We start from the raw sequence: 26,326 nt of genomic DNA, 5'->3' as shown, positions 1-26,326 counted from the left end.
AATCCTCAACGGCTCTAGAAATAGATGTTACTTAGACTATCAGTAATCTAAAGCACATCTAATTCAGACATTTTGCTTGTTGAAGAAACAGCCTTAGGGCAACTTCACTTTATTCCCCAATAAATTTTCTTCTCATACATCCAGTAGCCGATTATCTACAAAAGAAAGTAACCGCTCTTCGCTCTGACATGTGTTTAGCGTCTTTTGCCGAAGCATAAAATCCCTTTCGTTTCATCTCTTGCTTATCTAGGTAGGGATTTGCATAAGTAGTATAGGTTTATTGCACTTGCTAACAAATTTACTATTCTTGACCTACTTTTACCCCTTGGTTCGTTCTCTTCGTAGATGGCTCCCGACGAAATAAGTGTTAAGAAGGATCTGCCAGATCATCTTAGTCTTTTTAATTATTTTACACCCAAGGCCAGATGCAAAAATTTGCATTTGGCCTTTTTAGATGAATTTTTTTTAAAGAAAAGGTACTAGGGAGCAGGGGAGAAGTCGAATAAGTTTTTTCTCTCTGCCCCTCTGCCCCTCTGCCTCTTGTGCCCAATGCCCTTTTACACCGTTTACACCGTTGTGTTCTTTTTCTGGATACCGTTGAGGAACATTGGCACAAACTTTTCAATAAACGTCTGTGGATCGCGCTGCCAAGCCTTTTGTGCAGCCTGAATTCGAGTAAATTGCAACTCCGGCGCTAGCAAAGTCTGAGGTAAGCGTTCCATCAAATATTGAGGACGCTGCCAAAGCGGCATAGTATTTGCGACTTCCACCAGATTGGTAACTCGCCGTAGTTCTGCACCCAAGGTGATATCCATCCCTGATTCAAATGCGGCTTGTTCAATTGCGGTATATTTTCGCTTGGCTTGCTCTACTTTTTGCTGATGTTCTGGACTCTTACGCGCAATTTCTCCTAACCAACGATTACCCCAGCGGACGTGTCCTGCTTCCTCTGGGAGAATTTTTTCAATCGTTTCCCGAATTTTGATGTTTTCTTCTGTCTGCGGTGCTTGTTTAAGCGCGTGAATGTGGGCAGAGAAATACTCACAGCCCCGTTTTTCGGTAATGTTAATTGCGGCCAAGGCAGCAATCATGCCGTCCTCTAGGTTGTGTTTTGGATCGTAGGTGTCTTTGTCGAGCAGCCGATCGAATTCATCAATATAGGAAGTTCCGGGGGGAGTTCCTATATCGCTTCCCAAATCAATCAACAAATCAGTTAACCACATGGCATGACGAGCTTCATCTGAGATGTGATGAGACAAATCCCGTACCAGTTCCCGTGGCTGTCCATTCAGTTGTTCAATTACCTCAGTTAGGTCTTTGCAACTACGTTGTTCGCTGTAACGGTAGCGGTTGAGAGTAATGAGATGGATTTCGCGATCGCATACCACCCGTTTTAATACATCTCTTGCACTTAAAACATTCTGAAATTTACGCGGATAGCTAACTGTCATAATTTATGTAAATTTTTGTAAATCTTTATTTAATACTAACTTAATTTTTGCAAGTGCTGTATTTGTGCCGCTTCACCCAAAAAAACGGTAAAAGTTATAAAACATAGTCATTTGAGTTGAACTTAAGTGTCAGACCTTTTAAATGTAAATAAAAGTAACCAATAAATGTTCTGTCTTGAGAGAGCTGTGTTTCTTCAGGTGAGACAAACCTGAAGCCAGATGATTTTAGCCATCAAAGGTGCCTTAGGGAGATTTTTCCAGCTTTAGGAAAAATATCCAACTATTGTCAGCAAAGGCAAACATAAATTTATGTAAAAAGTAGCTTATGTTACAGAATTTTTGTTATAGTGGTTTATAGAAAAGCCAAAAATTATATATTCACAAAATAGAGAGGACTATGATTATGTCTATCGCAGATAAATCTCGTGCATTAATGGTGCGTGAACACCAACAAGTCAAGAATCGCCAACAATCAATGCTGATGCGTGCGGCACAAGAACTTGGTCTTCCTGAAGAAGTCTCTCACTACTGGAACCCGATTCAAGGGAAAATAGATGCTGGCAGTCGGATGATTTATGGCCCCAGCCATGCTTCCATGAGCTAAGTTTCAGGGGTCATAAGTTGGATTTTTTGATTGAATGTCTCAACTGACAAGTCTGGAAAAAAAAGCCACCCTCTACTTTAGGGTGGCAAAACTTATTACTTTTTAGTTAAATACGACTCTTCATTAAGCATCGTAGTAGAGGTAAAACTCGTAAGGATGAGGACGCAGCTGCAACTGTTTGACTTCGTTACCTAGCTTGTAGTCAATCCAATTTTCGATAAAGTCTTCCGTGAAGACGCCTGATTCGGTCAAAAAGGCGTGATCTTTTTCCAGTGCTTGCAACGCCAGTTCTAAAGAACCTGGAGTTGAAGGAACTTTTGCTAGTTCTTCTGGAGAGAGTTCATAGATATTCTTATCTAAGGGTTCACCAGGATGGATTTTGTTCTTAATGCCATCGAGACCAGCACAAAGCATTGCAGCAAATGCCAAATAGGGGTTAGAAGTGGCATCTGGACAACGGAATTCCAAACGTTTGGCTTTGGGGTTAGTACCAGATAAAGGAATACGGATAGAAGCAGAACGGTTCCCTTGGGAGTAAGCCAAGTTAACAGGAGCTTCATAACCAGGTACTAGGCGCTTGTATGAGTTGGTGCTAGGATTGGTAATTGCCAACAGGGCTGGTGCGTGTTTGAGAAGACCACCAATGTAGTACAAGCCCATATCGCTCAAACCAGCATACTTATCACCTGCAAACAGAGGTTGGCCATCTTTCCAGATGGATTGGTGACAGTGCATTCCCGAACCGTTATCGCCAAAAATTGGTTTTGGCATGAAGGTAACGGTTTTGCCGTATTTCTTGGCAACGTTCTTGATGACATATTTGTAAATCATCAACCAGTCAGCCGCTTCGATCAACTTACCAAAACGGAAACCTAGTTCGCACTGACCACCAGTAGCAACTTCGTGGTGATGCTTTTCAATGGGCACACCTAATTGTGCCATCGTCAACAGCATCTCTGTACGGATATCTTGGAAAGAATCCGTCGGTGAAACTGGGAAGTAACCTTCTTTGAAGCGTGGTTTGTAACCCAAGTTGGGTTTGTTATCTGTACCAGCTTTACCGGAATTCCAAGCACCTTCTTCGGAGTCTAAGAAGTAGTAGCCTTCGTTGGCGGTTTGGGCAAATCTAGCACTGTCAAAGATGAAGAACTCAGCTTCAGGGCCAAAGAAGGCTGTATCACCAAGACCAGTAGAAACCAGGTAATCTATAGCTTTTTGGGCAATAACGCGTGGGCAACGGTTGTACCATTCACCCGTGCGGGGTTCTTTGATACTACAAATTATACTTAGTGTTGGCACTTCCATGAAGGGGTCGATCCAAGCAGTGTTGGGGTCGAGTACCATCGTCATGTCCGATTCGTTGATCGCTTTCCAACCCCGGATGCTGGAACCGTCAAACGGTACGCCATCAGTGAATGCAGTCTCATCGATTTGGTTCTGGTACAGTGTGAGGTGCTGCCAAGTCCCTACTGTATCGATGAATTTGAGATCGATCAGCTGAATTTTTTGGTCTTGGATCAATTTCAAGACTTCTTGTGGTGTTGTCATTGTTACTCCTTCTCTACCAATTTCCTAAAGTAAACCAGAATATTACATTGCATCCTAACCCTGCCGATCTCAATCAGGCCGTGACACACCAGAAATATCTTAAATACTAGACATTAGCTGATTTTGTAGTTTGTGCTACAGATATCTGGATTATCAGGTTATATTAACCTTTCGGCGATCATCTGTACAAAACTGGAAAGTTCATCATATAGGGGTCAACTTTGGCATAGAATCCATAGATAGTGGATAGATTGTTTTTGTGCCGAATCTATTTTTAATAGCACAAAACTTTACTGGTGCATAAGTGCAGCCAAATAAATATCAAACCATAAATAGCAAAGATTGGGAGAAGAAGGAATGCGCGATGCGGTAACAAGTTTAATTAAGAATTATGACTTAGCTGGTCGGTATTTTGACCGGAATGCGATCGATAGCCTAAAGTCTTACTTTGATAGTGGTACAGCAAGAGTACAAGCGGCGGCGGCAATTAATTCTAATGCGGCTGCACTTGTCAAACAAGCTGGTTTGAAGTTATTTGAAGAACTGCCAGAATTGATTCGCCCTGGTGGAAATGCTTATACAACTCGTCGTTATGCAGCTTGTCTGCGCGATATGGACTACTATCTGCGCTACGCGACTTATGCGCTGGTTGCTGGGAACACCAATGTATTGGATGAACGAGTGCTACAAGGGCTGCGGGAAACTTACAATTCTTTAGGAGTGCCTATTGGGCCTACAGTTCGCGGTATCCAGATTCTCAAGGATCTAATTAAGGAGCAAGTAGCAGCAGCAGGTGTGGTTAATACTGCTTTTGTAGATGAACCATTCGATCACATCACACGCGAGTTGAGCGAGATAGATATTTAGATTTTAGGTGGGCAAGATGTCTGCCCCGACATAAACTTAAATAGCGATCGCACTTTGGTTTAATGGAGCGATCGCTTTTTTGTGAACTCTAGACGTTGAGAAGGGCTTTATTCAAGCTTTTGTCTTGGGTTTCCATCCTGCTGAACTACAGCAATACACGGGTTTTGCTGTATCTTAATTATCTATTTGCAAAGAATAATACATTTAAGTAGCGATCGCTCATAGATTAAACGCATTAGCTTCTGTTATCTGAACTAGAACCGTCATAAGCCACAATAGAAGTTGCCGAGCTTTGAGGCGCTGATTATGGAAGAATTATTAACCCTAAAAGACTTGCTTGTTAAGGGCGATGTTCAAGGAGCATTGATTATAGTTGAAGAATTAGAGGAAATGAGCCGAAATGACATAATCAAGACGATTCGTGGCTATGCAGTGATTTTATTGTTGCATCTGATTAAACAACAAGCTGAAAATCGCACGACTCGCTCTTGGGAAGTTTCAATTCGGAATTCGGTTCGGGAAATTCAGCGGGAAAATAAGCGGCGCAAAGCTGGGGGCTATTATCTCACGCCAGAAGAATTGTTGGAAATCTTAGCAGAAGCCTATTTAAATGCCATCGATCGGGCTTCTCTAGAAGTAGAGGAAGGTCGTTATGAAGTCCAAGAATTAGAAAAGCTGGTTAACCGGGAAGAAATTATCAATCGTGCTTTGGCTTTAATCTTACCAGGAGAGTCTAATTAATTGGCTAAACAGCGACTCGACACACTATTAGTAGAGTTAAATTTATGTGCTTCTCGCGCTTTAGCACAACGGCTAATTCAGGCGGGTGAAGTGACTGTTAATCAGCAGTTGGTTGATAAACCTGGTACTGAAGTTGATATTTCGGCTCAAATAAATATTAAAGAGCGATCGCCTTTTGTTTCTAGAGGCGGTGAAAAACTCTCCAAAGCTTTATCAGTATTTGCCATTCCTGTAGCAGAGCGCATTTGTATAGATGGCGGGATTTCTACTGGTGGTTTTACTGATTGTCTCTTGCAAGCTGGAGCAAAACAAGTTTACGGTATTGATGTCGGTTACGGACAAGTTGACTGGCGGTTGCGAAACGATCCGCGGGTGATTTTGCGGGAACGCACAAATTTACGGCAACTACGACCGGATGAGTTATATGGTGAAAATGACCCGATTCCTGATTTGGCAGTGGTTGATGTCTCGTTTATTTCTTTAACTAAGATTCTGCCTGCTTTGTGGCAACTAACTCAAGCTAACCGAGAAGCTGTATTGTTAGTCAAGCCACAGTTTGAAGTCGGCAGATCCCGTGTGGGTAAAAAAGGTGTTGTGCGCGATCCGAACGACCAAGCTGATGCCATTTTCCAGGTGTTGCAAGCTGCCCACGAATTAGGATGGAAATACAAAGGCTTAACTTGGTCGCCGATCGTTGGCCCTGCTGGGAATATCGAATATCTTTTGTGGTTGGCAATGGAAAGTGAAACACCACCACTTGATTTAGAGGCAATTAAGCAAATAACGCAATCAGCAACAACTGATTTACGGAAGAATTAAAGGTCGTAGATTAGACATTCTACGGAATCTGGATGGCGATCGCAGTAATTTTCCAAAGAAGTTTTTTTGGATTTTGCTTGGTGTTGGTGAGATTTTTCGGCTTGCAATTCTTCTACAATGTCCCAGGCTACGGCACAGCCAGCAGAATTGCTGCCATCTAGATCGCAAGTTGTCCGGGCTTCAGCAATAGCATTAGTAATGGCTTCTTCTAGAGTTTCTGCCCCAGCAATTTCAAATTTTAGGGTAGTTGTCATGATACTTTCACCTTTAATTTACAGACAGAGTTATTAGCTGCAAGCTCTTAATGACCTAAGTCAGCTCGCATTTCTAGTTTAGATAGGCTTCCCACAAAAAGTAGTGGTAAACACCGCCATCTTTTTCGCAAAATTGAGTGGGATTACCCTCTTGTCATTTTTAGATTCAAAAAGGTACGAGAATTCTACTAGTTGCGATCGCAAGCAGAGGCGGTCATGTTTTCAATCTTGCATCCCAAATTGAGAATGTCAGTTAATTGTCAGAAGACTTTGATAGAAGTTGATAAACACTTATAAACGGTAACAAAAAGATAGCAGTTTTTAATTATTCTCAATACTTTATGTTTAATTCTTGTCGCAAACGATACAGAATTGTATTTTGGTCAACTTGAGAGAGAATTTCTTGAATGACGCTGCTAGCGCCTAATTGTCCCCAAGTACAGCCTTTTTCGAGATAGACTTGGGCAGCTTTGCCAACGGAATATGCGCCATAACCGGCGATACCAGCTTGAGCGATCGCACTGCTAGCAAAAGCAGTAATATTGCTGGGATTATCACCACTGGCGATTGCAGCCGTACTCTTACCTAAACCCAAAAGCAAACTACTACCTAGTTCTCCAAGTAGCAAGCCGCCAGAACTGAATAAAATCGTTTTTAAAATTTTCGCGGCTTCATAGCTAGTCATCGGCAAACCATACAATCTAGCGAGAGCGCGAATTAAAGCTAAATCAGCAACAGTTCCGCCAAGGATATCTAAAAAGGCGATGGGATTGAGCATTACTGCCAAAGCTTTGTATTTGGTAAATTGCCAAATAATTTCTTCGGCTTCCTTTTCGCGTAAATCGATAGTTTTTTGGGCGATCGCGGCTTCTGCATCCCGTGCTTGGATCAGTGCATTTAAAGCCAGAAGCGATCGCCCTTCCCGATTCAGAATATTTAGAATTATCTCTTTGAGTTCGTCTACTTGTGGTGGTGGTGTTTCCCATTCATAAGTGACACGCCCATCAGGCCATTCAACCCGCACTTCCATCGCTGCTGGTTCTGCTGCCACCATGACAATTTCATCAGGTAGTAGAGGCTTTGCTTCAGGATGCCCTGCACCCAGTTGTTGTAAATTTTGGTAAATTGCTCCTTGGTCTGTATCTGGGTAAAGGTCTATTTTGTTAAACACTAAAATCAGGGGTTTTTGCGATCGCCTTAATTGCAGCAGCGCTTGATACTCAGTACGAGTGATATCACCAGACACGACAAACAAAATTAAATCCGCCTGATGTACTACTTCTCGTGCCATATCCGCCCGTGACTCCCCCTCAATTTCGTCTAATCCAGGGGTATCAATTAACTCTACTAGCACCTTATCACTAGGCTGCCAGCGCACGGAACGGGGCCATTGGGTGACACCATTCAGGGGCCCAGTTTGCAAAATCTTGTCTCCCAACAAGGCATTTAGAACTGCTGACTTTCCCCGACTTACCAAACCAAAGACAGCAATTCTAATGACGTTTGAATCTAGCTTGTTGAGTGTGGCATTCAAAGCTTCCAATTCTGGTTTCATCAAACCTACTAATTCTGGGTTAGATGAAAGCTGTCCTGACTTGCGAAGATATCCATACCAAGAAAGCGCTTGTCTGAGACTGGCGCGGGCACGATTTAAGTGAGTTTCTTGCAGATTACGATAAACCGACATAATATCAACGCTTCAGCCTTCACTCTTTCTAAAATGCTCATCCAATGCTCAAAACACTTACTTTCAGCATTCGATTGTGAATAATAGGTATGAATTCGTACTCATTAACCATGCTTAACTAATGCTCCTTTTTCAACCCGATTATCAGGAGAAGAAAAGTTAAACATACCTCTCTATCTTATATCCCTAAGTTCTTGGACTAATAATCTATATATAAGACATAAAAAGTCTCTAAGTTTATGAGGTCAGAGATTAGGTATTTTATAAATCTTAAGAAAGATGTGACTAATGGATAGCTGCAAAGAGAGACTAAGGTCAAAATCTACACTTACATCGGAGGCACATTGGCTTCGACTTTGTTCAGTTTTAGTCGGCTTTGAAATATTCTTATGTAACTTTCTTCTCTACAAGAGGCTGCCGCAACATCATCTTAAGCCTAGCTTGCTTCCTTGTAAGGGTACAATTTTAAAATTTTAATTTTGAATTGTGAATCTGGGTATCCTAAGAAAGACAAGGTTAGATGATATAGACGAAGGAACAAAGTTTATAACTTATCTATGAGTAAAGAAAAAACTATAATTTCTACTACAAAAACTGATTGAACAATTAGCCAACTCATTCTATAAAAAGAAGAGTGCTGAGTTACGTCAATCATGAAGGTAAAAGCTCGTCTACACCCTCATACCAATTTTGCGATGCCTGCGCTAAATGCTCGCCTACGCAGATGGTGAGAACTTTGATTGAGCAAGTTTTTCCATAAGTGTAGCCTGAAATTCTGGACTTATAGAAGCAGTCTTTTTCAGACTAAAACATAAATAAGACATAAATATTAATTATATGAGAAATTTGAGGAACAGCCATGCAAGGAAATGAGCGGGAAAAAATACGCCATCTGTTGGTCATCCAAGACCTAGAAGGGCGGCGAACTGTCCCCTTGCGAGAGACTACTTATTCTCTGGGGCGGCATCCTGCAAACACTATTGTCTTGGCTTCCCGGTCAGTATCAATGCAACATGCAATTTTATTGCGAGTCACTGTTCCAGAAACTGACCAATACGGCTTCCAGATTATTGATGGTAACTATAAAGGTAAAGGAAGTACTAATGGCTTATTTGTAAATGGCACTAAATGCTTTTCTCATAATCTTAGGCATGGAGATGTCATTGCTTTTGGCAGTAATAAAGCTCAGGCTAAATATTATGCTATTTCCAACATTTCCGAACAAGCATTTTCTGAATCTTTTGATGTTGAAGACTTATCTGGTTTTTTATCAGAGCAAGCCAGTCCTGCCAATCCGTTTCAAACCTTAGCGATCGATCCCAGTTTTGAAGCAGCTAGTGAGTCTGCTCTAGCTCGCCTAGCATCCTTTCCTGAACTCATTCCCAATCCAATTATTGAGATGGATTTCGAGGGAAGAATTACCTATCTCAATCCAGCCGCAGCGATCAAGTTTCCCAATCTTAGGGAAATTGGGACAGAACACCCAATTTTAACGGGACTGTTGATTGGAGTCAAAAATCTCGAAAACAATTCTTTTGTGCGTGAGGTGGAAGTAGGTACAGAAGTTTTTGAACAATCCGTACTCTATCTTCCTGAAAGTGATTTAATTAGAACTTTTATTATTAGAGATATTACAGAGCAAAAGCAAGCTACAGCCGAACTGCGCCAGCGCGATCGCTTGCTACAAGCAGTTGCAGAAGCTGCCAATTATTTGCTAGGAGAAATGAATTACGAAACTGGTATCGATCTAGCTCTAGCTGTAGTGGGTGAAGCTGCCAAGGCAGATCGTGCCTATCTCTTTCAGAACCATCTCCATCCTGTTACAGAGGAAATGGCAGTCAGCCTACGGTTTGAATGGACACAATCTGGGATTGAATCTACCCATCACCATTGGCAGAATCAGCTTTATCAAGCTCCTGAATTAGCCCGTTGGTACACAGTTCTCTCTAGCGGCCAGTCGATTAGCGGCATCACTCAAAAATTTCCTGTCGCCGAACAAGAATTCTTGATTCGAGATGGCATTAAATCCCTTCTTTTGGTACCTCTTCGCTTGGATAATGATTTCTGGGGGTATCTTGGCTTGGCAGACTGCACCTTTGAACGTCATTGGTCAAAGCATGAAGAATCTACTCTTTTGACCATGGCCGCCAGTATTATTGGTGCGCGGCAGCGTCAGCAAGTAGAAGAAAAGATTCGCTATCAAGCCCTCCATGACTTGCTGACAGGGTTGCCCAATCGTCTACTATTTAATGAGCTGCTCAGTAAAACTCTGCCCAACGCCACTCGCAATGGCGAAAGTTTAGCTGTGATTTTCCTCGATTTGGATCGCTTCAAGGTTATTAATGATACTCTGGGTCACACTCTGGGAGACCAATTATTACAAAGCGTCTCTCAAAGATTAAAAGACTCACTCAGAGGTGGAGACACTGTAGCCCGTTGGGGAGGCGATGAATTTACTATTTTACTCCCACGAATCAATGATATTGAAGAGGTAACTTTGGTGGCGCAGAGAATATTACAAGCCTTAGAGGATGCTTTTCATCTCCAAGAGCATGAACTTTATGTAACTGCTAGCCTCGGTATTGCCTTACTTGATAGCAACAGCCCTGACACCGAAACACTAATTCAGCACGCAGATGCTGCTCTGTACTATGCCAAGGACAAAGGGCGGAATAACTACCAATTTTATAGTGTTTCTCTGAGTGCTAAAAATCCTGAACTCTTGACTTTAGAAAAGAGCTTGCGCTATGCCCTAGAACGCAATGAATTTAAGCTTTACTATCAGCCTCGTGTGAACATTGCCACAGGAGAAATTACTAGTATGGAGGCTCTGTTGCGTTGGCAGCACCCAGAGATGGGATTGGTTGCTCCCAGTGTATTCATTCCCTTGGTCGAAGAAAGTGGATTAATTGTCCCCATCGGCGAATGGACTCTACAGACGGCCTGTAGCCAAAATAAAGCATGGCAAGATGCTGGATTGCCACCGATTAAGATCGCTGTCAATCTTTCTCTGAAGCAATTCCGCCAACCCAAATTGGTAGAGACTATAGCTAAGGTTTTAGAACAAACGGGTCTGGAGCCGCAATTTTTAGAATTAGAAATTATGGAAACCACAGCGATTGAGGACTTGGGTTTTACTAGAAGGGTCTTAGAGGAGCTACAGCAGATGGGTGTTTATATCTCCATCGATGACTTTGGTACAGGTCATTCCTCGCTCTCGCGCCTACAGCTTTTGCCACTCCACAATCTGAAAATAGATAAATCTTTCATTCAATATTTGACGCAGGATGCCAAAGTAGCTCATATTATCCAGGCCATAGTTACCTTGGGACACAGTTTAGGATTAAAGTTAACAGCCGAAGGGGTAGAAAAGGAAGAGGAATTGGAATTCTTGAAATCTATCAACTGCGAGGAGGTACAGGGCTTTTTATTCTACCGCCCACTTACTGAACAGAAAGCAACAGAAGTCCTCGAAAGTAAACGACCAACGATCTAGTACGAGGGAAAACTGTTTGTACCAGTGAGGATACAATAAAATTCATCGTCCTGCTGCCGACCTTTTTCGTCTTATGCTACCAGTCATATATTCCGACGAATTTTTAGATCACAAGACTGGAAAATACCATCCCGAAAAACCAGAACGTTTAAGTGCGATCGCAAATGCTCTAAAAGCAGCTACATTCGCCGATCAAATCACCTGGCACTTGCCTACACCAGCATCTGAGCAACCATCGCTGATGTCCTCGTTGGTTAAAGCACATAGCCCAGCCTACATCAAAAAACTGTGGCAAATCGCTTCTAGTGGCGGCGGCCCTTTGGATGGAGATACTCCAGTTTCTCCACGCAGTTATGATGTGGCATTGTTGGCAGTCAGTGCATGGTTGGATGGAGTTGAGGTTGTGTTAGGGTCGGCTAATCCTGCTTTTGTACTAGCGCGTCCCCCAGGACATCATGCTGAAAGTGATGCAGGGATGGGCTTTTGTCTATTTTCTAATGCCGCGATCGCCGCTTTATTTGCTTTAGAACAACCTGGAATTAACCGCGTTGCCATCCTTGATTGGGATGTACATCATGGTAATGGTACTCAGGCGATCGTGGAAACGGAAGCACGCATCGCCTATTGTTCTCTACATCAGTACCCATGCTATCCCGGTACGGGAAGATCGACAGAACGAGGTTTTCACAATAACGTATTAAATTTACCAGTACCCCCTGGTAGTGATATTGCCATATATCAGCAACTATTTGAAAAACAGGTAGTACCATTTTTAGCTAACTTCCAGCCAGATTTACTAATTGTGAGTGCTGGTTACGATGCCAATGCAGAAGATCCTTTAGCAAGTATCAATTTGCAACCAGAAGACTACGCTTTATTTACTGATTATTGTTTGGGGCTAACTCGTAAAATTCTGTTTGGCTTAGAAGGTGGTTACGACTTTGATACTCTTTCTCAATCAGTTGTAGCAACGATTGAACGCTGTTTACTTTAAGCTTGTCTTGTTTATCCCAATTTCACGAAATACTGATATATACCGACGATCGCAGTTACCGAGGATAATAACCTAAATTCTTTGCAAAAATTTGGGAACACTGTATACTGACGCGGTTATAGCTGACATACAGTTATGAAAATTTCTCACAAACTGGTTGCAAGCTTTGTTGGTGTTTCCTTATTAAGGATTGTAGTTGGTGCGGTTGCGATCGCCAACGATGGTTGTGTGATACCTGAAACAGTGCGATCGCGCATTTTCGATCCTTTTTTCACCACGACACCTATCGGCAAAGGTACTGGTATGGGCTTATCCATCAGCTACAAAATAGTCATAGAAAAAAATCGTGGCAAGATATGGTGTGATTCCACCTAGTGCGTGTCATTAGTTGAAGCAGATCGCGGTGGGAGCAAGGGAAATTGCAGCGAGAAAGTTGTTTTGCCCAATCCCACTTACCCTGAGCGAACGCGAGTGCATCTCGTAGAGAAGAAGGGATGCCCCATTCCCCATTCCCTTTTTTATAAACTTCATAGAATCTTCAGAAAGAAAAATTTTCAGCGGGGTTCTGAAAGAGCTAAAGTTTTGTTAAGATGCAATTGCTAGCAGTTTCTCAGCGAAATTCACCTATCGGGGTGTGGAGAAATAAAAAGCACAAGCAGCACAAATTCCAAAAGGTGAAGCAATGACCACCTATATTTTTTTCGACGAAGCCCTACGAATGCTGACCAACGCCTATTTGATCTCAGTAGTACTGTTAATGGCAGCTTCTGGTATAGGTCTGGCGGTAATTGAGACAATAGAAAAGACAGGAGAACGCTAAGTTTACGAATGGCAATGTAGTTCCTGCCAAAAACCTTGGGATACAAGTGTTCGCCGTGAATCAATCCTGGGAACACTAAAGGATGAAAGTCTTATAGCGTTATAGTTTTACCTGTAAATCTACCAAACATACAGGTAACGGTAACGCTATTGGGACTCTAACCAAGGAGCTACTACAATGGGTCTATTCGACGCTGTGTTGGGTACAGATAGCCAAACCCAAGCAGCACTCAATCCAGCGGAAGCTTTTGCTGTCATTATATTGACGGCAACTGCTTCAGACGGTTATCTTTCTGTTGAGCAAGCAAATTCTATCATTTCTGTGCTGTCTCGGACAAAACTTTTTAAAAGTTATCCCAATGAAATGATGAACAGGCTGTTTGACAAAATTTTGGGCATTCTTCAAGGCGATGGCTTTAATGCTTTGTTTAATGCAGCCAAAGATTCTCTATCTCAAGAGTTGCGGGAAGCAGCCTTTGCAGTAGCCACCGATTTAGTCCTAGCTGAAGGTATTATACCTGAAGAAGAAAAAAACTTCTTAAATGATTTATATCAAGCTTTAGGGGTTTCGAGTGAGATAGCAATACAAATTGTAGAAGTAATCTTGATTAAAAATCGTGCATAGGGCGATCGAACATAACTTGTTATGCCCATTGTCCTTACTTGATTAAACTGTATAAGTAGCTTATAAATAAAGCGTGGCACGGAAGTTAAGCTTCTTTGCCACTATTTTTTGCTTTTATGATTTTGAACTTTAAATAAATTATCAATTGCTTATGCGTTGTTCTGCCACCCTAACCCAACTGGTTGAAGTTATTTTGGCCCATTCTGTAAACTTATCTGAAGCTGCTTTAACACAAGTAACTAGCGGTATCCAAACAGATAGCCGTACCTTGAAACCGGGTGAAGTATTTGTCGCTTTCCGAGGCGATAAGTTTGATGGACATGAATTTGTGCCAACTGCGATCGCAAAGGGGGCAATAGCTGCAATCGTAGATTTTGAATACGAAAATCCGGAATTTCCTGTATTGCAGGTAAAAGATACTCTCAAGGCATATCAACAAATTGGCCAATGGTGGCGCGATCGCTTTAATATTCCTGTAATTGGTGTAACCGGTTCGGTGGGTAAAACTACAACTAAAGAATTGATCGCCGCAGTTTTAGGAACAAAGGGACGAGTTCACAAAACTTATGGAAATTACAACAACGAAATCGGTGTTCCGAAAACTCTTTTAGAACTTGGTACAGAACATGACTACGCCGTGATTGAAATGGCGATGCGGGGTAGAGGACAAATTGCCGAACTGACGCAAATAGCGCGGCCAACAATTGGAGTGATTACTAATGTAGGGACGGCGCATATTGAGTTACTCGGTTCCGAAGAAGCGATCGCTGAGGCAAAATGTGAGTTGTTAGCTGAAATGTCTGCTGATAGTGTGGCAATTCTCAACCACGACAATCCTTTATTAATGGCCACGGCAGCGAAATTTTGGCAGGGAGAAGTTTTGACTTACGGCTTTTCTGGTGGGGATATTCAAGGGCAATTAATTGATAACGAGACTGTGGAAGTCGCAGGCATCCAACTACCTTTACCTTTAGCTGGTCGTCATAATGCGACTAATTTCTTGGCAGCTTTAGCGGTGGCAAAGGTTTTAGGGATCGATTGGGCAACCCTCAAATCAGGTGTGAGCGTGGATATGCCCACAGGACGATCGCAGCGATTTACCTTACCCAACGATGTGGTAATCTTAGATGAAACTTATAATGCTGCACCAGAAGCTATGATTGCAGCGTTGCAATTATTGGCAGATACACCCGGAAAGCGGAAAATTGCCGTATTGGGTGCAATGAAAGAATTGGGAGAGCGATCGCAGCAGTTACACCAGCGAGTGGGAGAAACAGTACGTAACTTGAATTTAGATGGCTTGTTGGTTTTGGTAGATGGACAAGATGCCGAAGCGATCGCTCTTAGTGCCGAGGGTATTGCATCGGAGTGTTTTGCAACTCATGCCGAGTTGGTGGCTAGGTTGAAGACATTTGTGCAAGCAGGCGATCGTTTATTGTTCAAAGCTGCCCATTCTGTGGGACTAGATCGGGTAGTCAATCAATTACGTGCAGAATTTCCCAAATGATACCACTAGAAACCCAACGTCTCATACTACGAGACTTTGTAGAATCAGATTGGCCAGGGGTTCATCAATACGCTAGCGATCGTGAAGTTGTGCGTTATTTGACCTTTGGCCCGAATAGCGAAGAAGATACCAAAAACTTTTTGCAAAGAGAGATTTTATTACAAGGGGAAGAACCACGTCAGCATTTTGCCTTAGCGGTGACTTTGAAACCCCGAAAGCAATTAATTGGTATCTGTCGCATATCTGTTCAGGATGCTGACAACAAAATAGGCTCTATTGGATACTCTTTCACTAAGGAATTTTGGGGACAAGGATATGCAACTGAAGCTGTAAAAGCAGTTGTATCATTTGGTTTTCAGGAGTTAGGCTTACATCGCATCTTTGCCACTTGTCACCCAGAAAACATTGCCTCAGCAAGAGTTATGCAAAAAATCGGAATGCAGCAGGAAGGGTATTTGCGAGAACACCATTGGATTAAGGGAGAATGGCGAGACTCTTGGCTATATGCCATCCTTGAGCATGAATGGAGAGGTCTAAAATATCACCTATAGACTTCAGTTGGAAAGACTAGGACTGTTACTGTAGCGTCTTTGAAAAAGAATTGCTGCCAAATTAGTCACTAAACAAGTAATTGCTAGCCACAGCAAGATATAAGTAGGAGCCATTACCACGCCAATCTGGAACCAAGTATATACATGCAGTATCATTACAGAAGCGAAAAAACTGGCAATTCCAGCAGATTGCCACACTTGATGCGATGGGCGGCGTAACGCCACCAGGCTCATCGTTAAAATTGTGACAAGCAAGTTCGCGGGTACAAGAAATGCACAAATACTTATGCAGTTGCCACGAGAGAACTCAGCTAAGGTATTAAAATCGAGCATTAATTTTGTTGGGATAGATGTTGGCTTTTTAAGAATTTAATTTATTTTAAAATAAAGAAATATATATTAAGCTATGAGTGAGTAATCACATTGCAAATATAACATAATTTAAACTATTGAGTTGCCTTTTGATACTACCAATAGTTAGTTAATTATAAAGATTTTAAATAAGTAGGGTGGATATTTTCCACCCTAGCTGAATTAACCTGGTAAAATTACCGTATCGATAACGTGTACCACACCATTATCAGCTTCGATATCTGCTGCTAAGACTGTGGCATTTTTAACTTCAAAACCATCGGAAGAATGAATTTTAATGGGTGAACCTTCCACAGAATTAACCGTACCGAGTTGTGCTAAATCAGCCTTTAGCAGCTTTCCTGAAACGACATGATACTTTAAAATCCGCGTTAGCTGGGGAATGTTTTGTAACAGAGTTTGGATAGTTCCCGCTGGTAACTTGGCAAAAGCATCATCATTTGGTGCAAAGACAGTGAACGGGCCAGGACTTTTTAATGTTTCTACTAAACCAGCAGCTTGTACTGCCGCCACCAGTGTTTTAAAGGACTCAGACGTAACTGCAATATCAACAATATCAGCCATATATCTTACCTAAATCTCTGCAAAAGATTTTAAAGGATAATAAACCTCTTTTAAGTTTTATTAAACAAAATAAATTTAAAGTCAGGCGCTGAATAAACTACACCTAGATGCTTACTCCCGTCAGACATCGCTTTATGATGTTTCTAGGAAAATTCCGTTATATAAAGAAATGTCCGATCGCACGTATGCCATTCTGGGAACTGGAGCATTAGGTGGATTCTATGGTGCCAGACTGCAAAAAGCTGGGTTGGATGTCCACTTTTTGCTTAAGAGTGATTACGAACAGGTAAAGAAATATGGTTTAGTGGTAGAGTCCAAAGACGGTGACTTTACCCTTCCTGAAGTCCACGCCTACAATGACGTAGAAAAGATGCCACAATGCGATGTGGTGGTGGTGGCACTGAAGACGACGCAAAATTATTTACTACCAAAGATGTTGCCACCTGTAGTTAAAAATAATGGGGTGGTGTTGGTATTACAGAATGGACTTGGTGTAGAAGAGGAAGTCGCTGAAATTATTGGTAATGTCACGGTTATCGGTGGATTGTGCTTTTTGTGTTCTAACAAAGTTGGGCCAGGGCATATACACCATTTAGACTATGGGCAAATTACCTTCAGTGAATATACCCCTAACTATCAGCCTAGTGGGATAACTGAGAGGATGCAGCAAATTGCTGATGACTTTGAAAGCGCTGGTATCTCAATTGAATTAGCCGAAGATTTACTACTAGCACGCTGGAAAAAGTTGGTGTGGAATATCCCCTACAATGGGCTTTCTGTGATTCTCAACGCTAGAACTGATGAATTAATGACGTATGAGTACACCCGCGAGTTAGTCGAACAACTGATGTATGAAGTAGCGGCGGGGGCAAAAAGTTATGGGCGGATTATTAGCGATCGCTTCATTCAAACAATGCTCGATTATACTGTCAAAATGACGCCTTACCGTCCTAGTATGAAAATTGACTACGACGAACATCGCCCGTTGGAAGTAGAAGCAATTTTTGGCAACCCATTACGGAAAGCCCAAGCAGTAAGTGTGAATTTAGTGCAAATTAGCTGTTTATACCACCAGTTGAAGTTTTTAGATGCGAGGGGAAAGTTAGGGGAATGAGGAAGACAAGAAATTCTTAGAGGAGCAATATTGACAAATTTTACTAGTTATATACCTATTGGCAAGAAAACTGTAGAGATTTGTTAAAGAAAAAGAGTTAAAAGATTTAGTCGCTAATTGATTTTAACTGACGATTTTCCGGCTAATAGCCTTTCCAATCTCCATCAGTCTCTGTTCTTCTTCGGGAGTAAATTCGTAGGTAATGGGCTTGGCAATGCCCAAGGTACCATACAGTTGGCCATTTAGCATCAGCGGCACTGCGATGGAACCTTCTACCTTGGTTTCTTTTGCCGAGGGTCTAGACACCCCCGATTCGTCGGTTTGCAGGTTGCAAATCTGTACGGGTTGCTTGCGTTCGGCGGCTACACCGGCCATCCCTTTACCAATGGGAATTACTGTCATTTTAGGCAACAGGAATTCTGGAATACCTTGGTAAGCTTTTAAGTGCAATAAATGGCTGTCCCGATCTATAGTGTGAATCGTACCTGTAGAGCAGTCGAAAGCGCCCAGGATTTCGGCTAGTAGTCTGTTCCAGTCGATGACAGATATTTCATCAGCCAGAGTATCAAAAATGGGTTTGGTATCTGAAATCATAATGCTAAAAAATAAAGTTCGATCGAAAACGCAGAAAGTAATTAGGAGAATTCATTTAGTAAAACCAATCTCCCTTTTCCACATTCCGTAAAAATCAGGGGAATTTTTGGGGCGATCGCACCTGGGAAGGTCTGTTGTCTCCATAATTAATATAGAGACGTGTAACTAGAGGTTTTATGTCCCTAACCCTTGAAGACTTGGAAAAAATGCAGCAACAGTACCCTGACTTTCGTATGGAACTGGTCAAGGGTAATATTATTGTTTCGAGTCCATCAGGATACGAATCAGATGAAGTCGCAGCTGCCATTATTACCGAGTTACGTAACTGGGTTAGACCGCGCAAACTGGGACGAACAGCAGCTTCTAGCGCCGGTTTTAGATTGCCTAATTCCGATTTGCGCGCACCGGACGCTTCATTTGTTTTAGCCGAACGCTTGCGTCGCAGTCCGAAGTCTTTTGCTCAATTAGCTCCCGATTTGACTGTAGAGGTAAAGTCCCCTAGCGATAATTTAGAGGATCTGAAAGCCAAAATTCAAGAATTTTTGAGTTTGGGAACTAAGGTAGGAATTTTGCTCAATCCAGATGAGCGGATTGTTGAAGTTTACAACTTTGGACAAGAAGCAATAATACTTCGTGATGGCGATATTTTAACAGTTCCCGAACTGCTCCCAGGATGGGAAGTACCAATTGCAGATTTATGGCCTCCAGAGTTTGACTAGGATAGCGATAAAAGACCCTACAGACTTAAATGGATGGAATTAGAAGTTTATGCGATCGCTTTTAGTACAGATAGCAAAACTTTGATTAGTGGCAATAAGGATAAAATTATCAATATTTTGGCAACTACTATAGTGATTTAGTCTCTCATCAACTGAGGGACGGTAGAATATACCTAATTTTCGTAGCTTCAAAAGCCAAACTATGACGATGCATTCCACACTCCAACGTGCATTTACTAACCGCCGCGTTCTCAAAGTGATTAGCGGTTTAAATAACTTCGACGCCGCTAGCGTCGCTGCTACAGTCAAAGCTGCTGAATTTGGCAGTGCTACTTTTGTCGATATTGCCGCCGATCCAGCTTTAGTCAAACTAGCTAAAAGTTTGACAAATTTACCAATTTGTGTATCAGCAGTAGAACCAGAGAAATTTGTGCAAGCTGTGGCAGCTGGTGCTGATTTAATTGAAATCGGAAATTTCGATTCCTTCTATGCTCAAGGACGCCGCTTTGAAGCTCCAGAAGTGCTAGCGCTGACTAAGCAAACTCGCGCTCTCCTCCCGGAAATCACTTTATCTGTCACCGTTCCCCACATTTTGGAACTAGATCGACAGGTACAGTTAGCAGAAGAACTGGTGAAAGCTGGAGCGGACATTATCCAAACCGAAGGCGGTACTAGCAGTAACCCAGTTCACCCCGGAACTCTAGGATTAATTGAAAAAGCTGCTCCCACCTTGGCAGCAGCTTTTGAGATTTCCCGTGTAGTTTCAGTGCCAGTATTATGTGCTTCCGGCATTTCTAACGTTACCGCACCATTAGCGATCGCGGCTGGTGCTGCTGGTGTTGGTGTTGGTTCCGCCATAAATCAACTCAATAGCGAAGTCGCGATGATTGCCGCCGTGCGTGGCTTGGTAGAAGCCTTAGCAACTGCAAGAGTGTTGACTGAGAAGTAGGGCATTAGGCATGGGGCGTGGGGCATTAGTTATTAATTATTCATTATTCTCCCCTGCTCCCCTGCCCCTCTGCTCCCTCTGCCTCCACTCCCTCACCCCAAACAATCCTTCAACGCATAAATCACCTGGTCTTGCTGCTGTTGTGTCAGTTCTGGGAACATAGGCAAGGATATGACCTCATGGCAAGCTTGCTCTGCTATTGGTAAATCCCCAGTTTCATAGCCCAGACTTTGATAAACTGGCTGCAAGTGTAAAGGGTAGGGGTAGTAAATCATTGAACTCACGCCCTGTTCTTGCAATTGACTACGCACCCAATCTCGATATTTGGCGCTAGAACCATTTCGCCCTTCGCCAGATATGCGAATAGTGTATTGATTCCATACCCCGATACCCCCAGGTAATTCTTGGGGCGGGACAATCCCCGGAACTTGGCTAAGAAATTGGTAGTAATAATTGGCGATATCTCGTCTTCGAGAATTCCAAATATCTAAATAACGCAGCTTAATCTGCAAAATGGCTGCTTGGAGAGCATCTAATCGACTATTTACACCTATTTCCTCATGTAAATATCGAATCTTACTACCATGATCTCGTAGGATTCGCAATTTAGTGGCGATCGCAGGGTCATTAGTCGTTATTGCTCCACCATCGCCGCAACCACCAAGATTTTTGGTAGGGTAGAAACTAAAGCAACCAATATGTCCAATACTTCCGACTTTTTCACCAGCCCAAATCGCTCCTGTAGACTGAGCGCAATCTTCAATTATCGACAAATTGTGAGACTGAGCGATCGCCATCAATGATGTCATATCCACGGGTTGTCCAAATAGGTGAACCGGGATTATCGCTTTAGTTTTAGATGTAATCGCCGCCGCGACTTGCTCCACATCTAAATTAAACGTAGTCGCGTCAATATCGACGAAAACAGGCTTTGCACCGACGGCGCTAATTACTTCAGATGTCGCAATAAAGGTAAAAGGCGTTGTAATCACTTCATCGCCTGCACCAATGTCCAAGACTCGTAACGCTAAGTAGAGCGCATCAGTACCAGAATTACAAGCCACACATTCAGTAACAGTATTATAAGCGGCAAACTGTTGTTCAAAGCCTTCGACTAAGGGGCCGCCAATATAGCGGCCAGAAGCTAAAACCTCTAAGACGGCTGCACTTACTTCTGCTTCGATGGTGGTGTATTGCTGCTTGATATCAAAGACAGGGATGGGATTTACACTTTGGATCATGAGTTCTCATTTTATCGGGAGATACAAAGGATGCACTTCGACAGTCAATTTTTGCTGATTGAATTGTTAATCAAAGAGGAGCTACTAAAAGACTATCGCCCAAGATACGCATCTATTAGGGTTTTTACTTAAATTGTGGCGCGGGAAACCACTGCACATTTAATTTACAGATAGTAGGCATACTAGGTGTTTGCCATGTTAAGGTCGTACCATTTGGAATTTTGAATTGATGAAAGTGATATATATCAACCAAGATCCAACACATCGGATCAAAGTTCCTTTTGTGTGGACTGCTTTGAGAAGAAAATATTAGGAAATAGAGAACCCATGCAGGATCTGATCGAGCTGGATTTCGTGGATTTAGCTATAGCTGTGGGATTGATGGCGATCGCCATTGGTTTATCTGCCTGGGAAAAATTAGGATTAGAGTTGAACCTAGCCCTTGCTACTGGGAGAACCATCTTACAACTTCTTGTATTGGGATACATTTTAGATTTCATCTTGGCTTTAGACAATCCTTGGGCAGTTTTGGCGCTATTAGCAATAATGCTGACAATTACGGCGATTGTCGCACGAAATCGCATCAGCCAAAAAATTCCTCATGTGTTGCCTTTGGTGTGGGGTGCAATTTTAATTAGTACCGCCGTGACAGTGTTTTACATCAACTTCTTAATCGTTCAACCAGAGAGATGGTACGAACCACAGTATATAATTCCCCTAGCAGGGATAGTCTTAGGTAACGCTACCAATGCAGCTGCGATCGCAGGCGATCGTCTTGTCAGCACCATTAACTCCAGCCATCTCGAAATAGAAACCCATTTAAGTTTAGGTGCAACTCCAGAGCAAGCAGTTAGCCAGTATCGCAAAGACGCCATCAAAGCCGGATTAATTCCTACTCTCAATCAAATGATACTCATAGGTATGGTCGCAATACCAGGAATTACCACCGGACAGTTATTAGCTGGTGTCAAACCTCTAGATGCTGTCTCCTACGAAATTTTGATTATGTTTATGGTTGCTTTTGCTAACTTGTTGACAACAGTTTTAGTCACGAAGGGGTTGTGTCGTCAATTTTTTAATTCCGCCGCGCAGTTGGTGAGATGATGAGTGCTGAGTGCTGAGTGCTGAGTCAAGAGTCAAGAGTCAAGAGTAAGGAATTAATCTACTCCAAAATAAGTATTTCATTTCCTTGTGGGGCGCATAGCAAGCTGTGCGCCTCTACGAAGTCTCTACACAATTTAAGTATAAAAATATTTTGGAAACGCATCTATCCTATGAAGTATTTTATGCAAAGCATAAATAAATATTTATATGGTTATTTAAAAATCATGTGATTTCAGTATTCAAACCTGACGCTGTAAAGCTGAGAACTCAACGTATTGCCGTCTATCGGAGGTAACAGAACCAAAAGAGGAATGTCATCATTAGGAGATGTACCTTTGGGTAGGGATGTCAAGTAGGTGAAATATTTATTAATATTGTTAATAGATAGTAAATGTAAATTCAGCGTCAGGAATCCGAAAAAATTCCTTATGGCAGGTATTTAGCATCAATCACTAGATTGTTTACCAACGGACAGAAGATTATGAAAGATCAAAAACGATCGGACTCTAAAGAATTCGTCGGAAATCTCAAGAATGGGATTTGGCTATTTGGCCTGTCATCCTGGGTATTTGGCATTACCGATCGCAGTATTGCTTCATTTGCAGATGGCTATCTATCTGCTTTGGATTTGACGCAACTATTTACGGCGGCTACATTCTTTGTGGCATGGCTATTTTTGAAACCGACATCCAGAGTGTAAGTTAACCAACTGATTAGTATCCAGTTACTCTTGACGTTAGTCCGATCGAGATTTAGAAAGTTATCTATTTGATGCCATAAGGGGTGTGCGGCAGAATGCATAAATTATTTTGCATAGATCGCAATCAAGGTAATTCGTAAAATCTCCGAGTTACCCTGATTTCGAGTTATTACGGGAGAGAATCAGGATCGATACCAAGTTCGCGTAACTTCTGTGCCAACATTTGGGCACGTTCTTCTGGCGTTAGTAAACGTCGTTCTTGGTCGTTATACCAGTACAGCCACTCTCGCGTGATACCGTGATATATTCCTCGTTCTATGCCAATTCCCAAACCTACCTCTGGTAGCCAAACAGGATTTCCTGACAGCAATTGATACTCGTTATTGACTAATTTATAGACCTCTAAGTGTTGCTTGCGGCGGCGAGTAGGATTATAAACGACATAGTACAAGACTTTAAGCTTTGCGTACTCGTTTTTTTTGGTAGTGTATTCCCCGCGATAAGTCTGAGATACTACTTCCAGTACCAATATAGGAACTTTTTCTTCTTCCCAAATTGCATAACTTAGACGGAGGTTTTCATCAAAAAATCGCTCGACTCCCAGGCTTAAAAATCCATCTGGCACGATTGCTGGTAGATTGGGGTCATAGTAAACAGCCATATCAGCCCCGAAAAACCAGTCCATTCGATCTGCCCATGCCATCGCCAGTACGGCTTTAAGTAAACTAGGAATTAAGTCTTGTAGTTCATTATCCACAGGGGTATCGTCAGAGTCGGGCAGTTCCTCAGAGGAGGGCAAGCAAGCTAATGGATTGTACTCTAACATGATGGGTTCGGGGATTTTTTCACAATCCAGACTTCTTAAATTGTAGCTAGATTGTATGTTTTCCCTTGTGAAGTCAAAGTTATAGCTCTTTTGATTTTGGTGTATCTAAAAAAATTTTTCTAATTTTCCGGAACTGATTATGCTCACGTGGTAGTCTTTATCATCAGATTAGCGATTTATACTGAAACTCTATAACGAACCTTCGGGGAATATAACCCCATTACGGATTAAAAGCCCGGTCATCAAGACCGGGCTTTTGCCATTAACTCCTAACTCTTGTAAAGACGCGATTCACGCGTCTCTACTCCTAACTACTCATTAAATTAGGCAAACGCTGCGGTTGTCACATCGTTGTTCGACAGAATTTCTTGCAACTCTTCAGCGTCTACTGTTTCTTTATCAACCAGCATTTGCGCTAGCTGATCTAGAATGTGGCGATTGCCCACTAACACTTCTTTCGCACGTGTATAGGCTACATCTACAAGTTTGCGGACTTCTTCATCAATGGCAGCAGCGGTTTCTTCCGAAAAATCGCGCTCTGACATGATATCCCGTCCGAGGAACATGTTACCTTGTTGACGACCAAGGGCAACAGGGCCTAAGCGATCGCTCATCCCAAATCGGGTAATCATCTGACGCGCAACCCGTGCTACTTGCTGCAAGTCATTAGAAGCACCAGTGGTAACTTCTTCTTCACCAAAGATTAATTCTTCAGCAATCCGACCACCCAAAGCCACAGCCATCTGATTTTCCAGATAAGCGCGGCTGTACAAACCAGTGTCCATCCGGTCTTCGCTGGGGGTAAACCAAGTTAAACCACCTGCGCGACCGCGAGGGATGATGCTAATTTTTTGTACTGGGTCATAGTCGGGCATTAAAGCACCAACTAAAGCGTGACCAGCTTCGTGATAAGCTACCAAAGTTTTGCGCTTCTCGCTCATTACCCGGTCTTTCTTCTCTGGCCCAGCTAATACACGGTCGATCGCGTCGTTGATTTCATCCATTGAAATTTCAGTCAAATTCCGGCGTGCTGCCAGAATTGCGGCTTCATTCAACAGGTTGGATAAATCTGCGCCAGTAAATCCAGGGGTACGACGGGCGATTTTATCCAAATCCACATCTTTCGCCAAGGTTTTGCCACGGGCGTGTACCTTGAGAATTTCGCTACGTCCGGCGTAGTCGGGACGGTCAACCACAACTTGACGGTCAAAGCGACCAGGACGCAACAGTGCTGCATCTAGAACATCAGGACGGTTGGTAGCGGCAATAATGATGATACCTGTGTTACCTTCAAAGCCGTCCATTTCGGTGAGCAACTGGTTGAGGGTTTGTTCCCGCTCATCGTTACCACCACCTAAACCGGCACCCCGTTGACGACCTACGGCGTCAATTTCATCGATGAAGACGATACAAGGAGCATTGGTTTTAGCTTGTTCAAACAAATCGCGGACGCGGGATGCACCCACACCGACGAACATTTCCACAAATTCCGAACCGGAGATTGAGAAGAAGGGTACACCTGCTTCACCAGCTACGGCACGAGCTAGGAGGGTTTTACCTGTACCAGGAGGGCCAACTAACAGCACACCTTTAGGAATTTTTGCACCAACGGCGGTAAAGCGATCGGCGTTTTTCAGGAAGTCTACGACTTCGTTTAATTCCAACTTGGCTTGGTCAATACCAGCGACATCGCCAAATGTCACCTGAGTTTGTGGTTCCATTTGCACTCTGGCTTTAGATTTGCCAAAGTTCATCGCTTGGCTACCTGGGCCACTTTGAGCGCGACGTAGTAAGAAGAATAAGCCAACCAAAAGCAATACAGGGAAAAATAAGCTGCTCAATGCCTTAAACCAAAATCCTTCGTCGGTTTGGGGCAAAACAGAAATATCAACGCCTTTAGAAGTCAGAGTATTAATCAAGTCTGGATCGTTGACTAAGGTAACAATCCGTTTAGCTGGGTCATATTTGGGTGTAACCAGTGCTGTGGAGCGGTCTGCACTCAAACTGACTTTTTCTACTCTGCCTTGCTGAACTTCTTGAATAAAGCGACTGTATCGCCATGTCTCTCTGCTTTGGGGTTGTTTGTCAAAAAATGCTGTTCCCAGCGCAATTACGACAATAAACAGCAGCGCGTACAGCCCTGCATTTCTCCATCTTTTATTCACTAAGGTCTATCCTCC

26 protein-coding genes are annotated in these 26,326 nt (G+C 42.6%); 16 read left to right on the top strand and 10 right to left on the bottom strand.

What is annotated here, in order from left to right; translation table 11 throughout:
* Positions 1-566 precede the first annotated feature (566 nt).
* The gene (locus tag V7K45_RS07560; protein ID WP_335001942.1) at positions 567-1,451 is read right to left on the bottom strand and encodes a ferritin-like domain-containing protein; all 885 of its coding nucleotides are present in this window, start codon (positions 1,449-1,451) and stop codon (positions 567-569) included.
* Between the two features lie 403 nt (positions 1,452-1,854).
* Between V7K45_RS07560 and V7K45_RS07555 the strand changes: the two genes are divergently transcribed.
* The gene (locus tag V7K45_RS07555) at positions 1,855-2,055 is read left to right on the top strand and encodes a hypothetical protein (RefSeq protein ID WP_335001940.1); all 201 of its coding nucleotides are present in this window, start codon (positions 1,855-1,857) and stop codon (positions 2,053-2,055) included.
* Between the two features lie 123 nt (positions 2,056-2,178).
* On the opposite strand, the gene glnA is transcribed toward V7K45_RS07555, so the two are convergent.
* Complete coding sequence (glnA, locus tag V7K45_RS07550; protein ID WP_335001938.1) at positions 2,179-3,603, bottom strand: type I glutamate--ammonia ligase; 1,425 nt, start codon at positions 3,601-3,603, stop codon at positions 2,179-2,181.
* Between the two features lie 357 nt (positions 3,604-3,960).
* On the opposite strand from glnA, the gene apcB reads away from it, so the two are divergent.
* From apcB to V7K45_RS07535, 3 genes are all read left to right on the top strand, one after another.
* Positions 3,961-4,470 carry an allophycocyanin subunit beta gene (gene apcB / locus V7K45_RS07545; RefSeq protein ID WP_322659524.1) on the top strand — a complete coding sequence of 170 codons (510 nt, stop codon included), beginning with the start codon at positions 3,961-3,963 and terminating at the stop codon, positions 4,468-4,470.
* A 306-nt stretch (positions 4,471-4,776) separates the two neighbouring features.
* Entirely contained in the window at positions 4,777-5,211 is a 435-nt protein-coding gene (locus V7K45_RS07540) for a DUF29 family protein (protein WP_335001935.1), read from the top strand.
* On the top strand, positions 5,212-6,030 hold the full coding sequence (locus V7K45_RS07535; protein WP_335001933.1) for a TlyA family RNA methyltransferase: 819 nt from the start codon (positions 5,212-5,214) through the stop codon (positions 6,028-6,030).
* Here the strand turns inward: V7K45_RS07535 and V7K45_RS07530 are convergent.
* Positions 6,027-6,284 (bottom strand): Calvin cycle protein CP12, encoded by a 258-nt coding sequence (locus V7K45_RS07530; RefSeq protein WP_335001931.1) that lies wholly within the window; start codon positions 6,282-6,284, stop codon positions 6,027-6,029. The genes V7K45_RS07535 and V7K45_RS07530 overlap by 4 nt on opposite strands.
* A gap of 331 nt (positions 6,285-6,615) precedes the next feature.
* Positions 6,616-7,971, bottom strand: coding sequence for a GTP-binding protein (locus V7K45_RS07525; protein ID WP_335001929.1), 1,356 nt, complete (start codon positions 7,969-7,971; stop codon positions 6,616-6,618).
* An 859-nt stretch (positions 7,972-8,830) separates the two neighbouring features.
* Here V7K45_RS07525 and V7K45_RS07520 point away from each other — a divergent pair.
* The 7 genes from V7K45_RS07520 (at position 8,831) to V7K45_RS07490 (ending at position 15,963) form a co-directional block, all read left to right on the top strand.
* Complete coding sequence (locus V7K45_RS07520; protein ID WP_335001927.1) at positions 8,831-11,467, top strand: EAL domain-containing protein; 2,637 nt, start codon at positions 8,831-8,833, stop codon at positions 11,465-11,467.
* A 73-nt stretch (positions 11,468-11,540) separates the two neighbouring features.
* Positions 11,541-12,461, top strand: a complete 921-nt coding sequence (locus V7K45_RS07515; RefSeq protein ID WP_335001925.1) for a histone deacetylase family protein — start codon at positions 11,541-11,543, stop codon at positions 12,459-12,461.
* Between the two features lie 135 nt (positions 12,462-12,596).
* Positions 12,597-12,836 carry an ATP-binding protein gene (locus tag V7K45_RS07510; protein WP_335001923.1) on the top strand — a complete coding sequence of 80 codons (240 nt, stop codon included), beginning with the start codon at positions 12,597-12,599 and terminating at the stop codon, positions 12,834-12,836.
* Positions 12,837-13,143: 307 nt separating this feature from the next.
* Positions 13,144-13,281, top strand: coding sequence for a hypothetical protein (locus V7K45_RS07505; protein ID WP_190240853.1), 138 nt, complete (start codon positions 13,144-13,146; stop codon positions 13,279-13,281).
* Between the two features lie 177 nt (positions 13,282-13,458).
* Complete coding sequence (locus V7K45_RS07500) at positions 13,459-13,905, top strand: tellurite resistance TerB family protein (RefSeq protein WP_335001921.1); 447 nt, start codon at positions 13,459-13,461, stop codon at positions 13,903-13,905.
* 151 nt (positions 13,906-14,056) lie between these two features.
* Complete coding sequence (locus V7K45_RS07495) at positions 14,057-15,412, top strand: UDP-N-acetylmuramoyl-tripeptide--D-alanyl-D-alanine ligase (RefSeq protein ID WP_335001919.1); 1,356 nt, start codon at positions 14,057-14,059, stop codon at positions 15,410-15,412.
* Positions 15,409-15,963 (top strand): GNAT family N-acetyltransferase, encoded by a 555-nt coding sequence (locus tag V7K45_RS07490; RefSeq protein ID WP_335001917.1) that lies wholly within the window; start codon positions 15,409-15,411, stop codon positions 15,961-15,963. The genes V7K45_RS07495 and V7K45_RS07490 overlap by 4 nt, the downstream gene beginning before the upstream one ends.
* A gap of 3 nt (positions 15,964-15,966) precedes the next feature.
* Here V7K45_RS07490 and V7K45_RS07485 read toward each other — a convergent pair whose 3' ends face one another.
* A complete protein-coding gene (locus V7K45_RS07485; protein ID WP_292746362.1) occupies positions 15,967-16,296 on the bottom strand; it encodes a hypothetical protein in 330 nt (109 codons plus the stop codon).
* A 201-nt stretch (positions 16,297-16,497) separates the two neighbouring features.
* A complete protein-coding gene (locus V7K45_RS07480) occupies positions 16,498-16,899 on the bottom strand; it encodes a fasciclin domain-containing protein (protein WP_335001915.1) in 402 nt (133 codons plus the stop codon).
* A 169-nt stretch (positions 16,900-17,068) separates the two neighbouring features.
* Between V7K45_RS07480 and V7K45_RS07475 the strand changes: the two genes are divergently transcribed.
* Entirely contained in the window at positions 17,069-18,013 is a 945-nt protein-coding gene (locus V7K45_RS07475; protein ID WP_335001913.1) for a putative 2-dehydropantoate 2-reductase, read from the top strand.
* A gap of 123 nt (positions 18,014-18,136) precedes the next feature.
* Here V7K45_RS07475 and V7K45_RS07470 read toward each other — a convergent pair whose 3' ends face one another.
* Entirely contained in the window at positions 18,137-18,607 is a 471-nt protein-coding gene (locus tag V7K45_RS07470) for a GAF domain-containing protein (protein ID WP_335001911.1), read from the bottom strand.
* Positions 18,608-18,783: 176 nt separating this feature from the next.
* Between V7K45_RS07470 and V7K45_RS07465 the strand changes: the two genes are divergently transcribed.
* Positions 18,784-19,326, top strand: a complete 543-nt coding sequence (locus V7K45_RS07465; protein ID WP_335001908.1) for a Uma2 family endonuclease — start codon at positions 18,784-18,786, stop codon at positions 19,324-19,326.
* Between the two features lie 202 nt (positions 19,327-19,528).
* Positions 19,529-20,275: a DUF561 domain-containing protein gene (locus tag V7K45_RS07455; RefSeq protein WP_335001904.1), complete on the top strand. Its 747-nt coding sequence runs from the start codon at positions 19,529-19,531 to the stop codon at positions 20,273-20,275.
* 92 nt (positions 20,276-20,367) lie between these two features.
* Here V7K45_RS07455 and V7K45_RS07450 read toward each other — a convergent pair whose 3' ends face one another.
* Positions 20,368-21,516 carry a DegT/DnrJ/EryC1/StrS family aminotransferase gene (locus V7K45_RS07450; protein WP_335001902.1) on the bottom strand — a complete coding sequence of 383 codons (1,149 nt, stop codon included), beginning with the start codon at positions 21,514-21,516 and terminating at the stop codon, positions 20,368-20,370.
* A 327-nt stretch (positions 21,517-21,843) separates the two neighbouring features.
* On the opposite strand from V7K45_RS07450, the gene V7K45_RS07445 reads away from it, so the two are divergent.
* Together V7K45_RS07445 and V7K45_RS07440 are read left to right on the top strand one after the other, a co-directional pair.
* On the top strand, positions 21,844-22,620 hold the full coding sequence (locus V7K45_RS07445) for an ABC transporter permease (RefSeq protein ID WP_335001900.1): 777 nt from the start codon (positions 21,844-21,846) through the stop codon (positions 22,618-22,620).
* A gap of 481 nt (positions 22,621-23,101) precedes the next feature.
* Positions 23,102-23,320: a hypothetical protein gene (locus V7K45_RS07440; protein ID WP_094350008.1), complete on the top strand. Its 219-nt coding sequence runs from the start codon at positions 23,102-23,104 to the stop codon at positions 23,318-23,320.
* A 169-nt stretch (positions 23,321-23,489) separates the two neighbouring features.
* Here V7K45_RS07440 and V7K45_RS07435 read toward each other — a convergent pair whose 3' ends face one another.
* Entirely contained in the window at positions 23,490-24,146 is a 657-nt protein-coding gene (locus V7K45_RS07435) for a Uma2 family endonuclease (RefSeq protein ID WP_335001898.1), read from the bottom strand.
* A 323-nt stretch (positions 24,147-24,469) separates the two neighbouring features.
* Positions 24,470-26,311 (bottom strand): ATP-dependent zinc metalloprotease FtsH3, encoded by a 1,842-nt coding sequence (gene ftsH3, locus V7K45_RS07430; RefSeq protein ID WP_322659564.1) that lies wholly within the window; start codon positions 26,309-26,311, stop codon positions 24,470-24,472.
* Positions 26,312-26,326: the final 15 nt, after the last annotated feature.

It is taken from the genome of Nostoc sp. (assembly GCF_036917375.1).
Taxonomy (GTDB): domain Bacteria; phylum Cyanobacteriota; class Cyanobacteriia; order Cyanobacteriales; family Nostocaceae; genus Nostoc.
Note: the sequence above shows the minus strand (reverse complement) of the source record. Positions and strands in the feature narration are given on the sequence as shown.

Coding starts and splice junctions, on each gene's coding strand:
- V7K45_RS07560 (WP_335001942.1), bottom strand. CDS start 1,451: ATGACAGTTAGCTATCCGCGTAAATTTCAGAATGTTTTAAGTGCAAGA.
- V7K45_RS07555 (WP_335001940.1), top strand. CDS start 1,855: ATGTCTATCGCAGATAAATCTCGTGCATTAATGGTGCGTGAACACCAA.
- glnA (WP_335001938.1), bottom strand. CDS start 3,603: ATGACAACACCACAAGAAGTCTTGAAATTGATCCAAGACCAAAAAATT.
- apcB (WP_322659524.1), top strand. CDS start 3,961: ATGCGCGATGCGGTAACAAGTTTAATTAAGAATTATGACTTAGCTGGT.
- V7K45_RS07540 (WP_335001935.1), top strand. CDS start 4,777: ATGGAAGAATTATTAACCCTAAAAGACTTGCTTGTTAAGGGCGATGTT.
- V7K45_RS07530 (WP_335001931.1), bottom strand. CDS start 6,284: ATGACAACTACCCTAAAATTTGAAATTGCTGGGGCAGAAACTCTAGAA.
- V7K45_RS07525 (WP_335001929.1), bottom strand. CDS start 7,971: ATGTCGGTTTATCGTAATCTGCAAGAAACTCACTTAAATCGTGCCCGC.
- V7K45_RS07520 (WP_335001927.1), top strand. CDS start 8,831: ATGCAAGGAAATGAGCGGGAAAAAATACGCCATCTGTTGGTCATCCAA.
- V7K45_RS07515 (WP_335001925.1), top strand. CDS start 11,541: ATGCTACCAGTCATATATTCCGACGAATTTTTAGATCACAAGACTGGA.
- V7K45_RS07510 (WP_335001923.1), top strand. CDS start 12,597: ATGAAAATTTCTCACAAACTGGTTGCAAGCTTTGTTGGTGTTTCCTTA.
- V7K45_RS07505 (WP_190240853.1), top strand. CDS start 13,144: ATGACCACCTATATTTTTTTCGACGAAGCCCTACGAATGCTGACCAAC.
- V7K45_RS07500 (WP_335001921.1), top strand. CDS start 13,459: ATGGGTCTATTCGACGCTGTGTTGGGTACAGATAGCCAAACCCAAGCA.
- V7K45_RS07495 (WP_335001919.1), top strand. CDS start 14,057: ATGCGTTGTTCTGCCACCCTAACCCAACTGGTTGAAGTTATTTTGGCC.
- V7K45_RS07490 (WP_335001917.1), top strand. CDS start 15,409: ATGATACCACTAGAAACCCAACGTCTCATACTACGAGACTTTGTAGAA.
- V7K45_RS07485 (WP_292746362.1), bottom strand. CDS start 16,296: ATGCTCGATTTTAATACCTTAGCTGAGTTCTCTCGTGGCAACTGCATA.
- V7K45_RS07480 (WP_335001915.1), bottom strand. CDS start 16,899: ATGGCTGATATTGTTGATATTGCAGTTACGTCTGAGTCCTTTAAAACA.
- V7K45_RS07475 (WP_335001913.1), top strand. CDS start 17,069: ATGTCCGATCGCACGTATGCCATTCTGGGAACTGGAGCATTAGGTGGA.
- V7K45_RS07470 (WP_335001911.1), bottom strand. CDS start 18,607: ATGATTTCAGATACCAAACCCATTTTTGATACTCTGGCTGATGAAATA.
- V7K45_RS07465 (WP_335001908.1), top strand. CDS start 18,784: ATGTCCCTAACCCTTGAAGACTTGGAAAAAATGCAGCAACAGTACCCT.
- V7K45_RS07455 (WP_335001904.1), top strand. CDS start 19,529: ATGACGATGCATTCCACACTCCAACGTGCATTTACTAACCGCCGCGTT.
- V7K45_RS07450 (WP_335001902.1), bottom strand. CDS start 21,516: ATGATCCAAAGTGTAAATCCCATCCCTGTCTTTGATATCAAGCAGCAA.
- V7K45_RS07445 (WP_335001900.1), top strand. CDS start 21,844: ATGCAGGATCTGATCGAGCTGGATTTCGTGGATTTAGCTATAGCTGTG.
- V7K45_RS07440 (WP_094350008.1), top strand. CDS start 23,102: ATGAAAGATCAAAAACGATCGGACTCTAAAGAATTCGTCGGAAATCTC.
- V7K45_RS07435 (WP_335001898.1), bottom strand. CDS start 24,146: ATGTTAGAGTACAATCCATTAGCTTGCTTGCCCTCCTCTGAGGAACTG.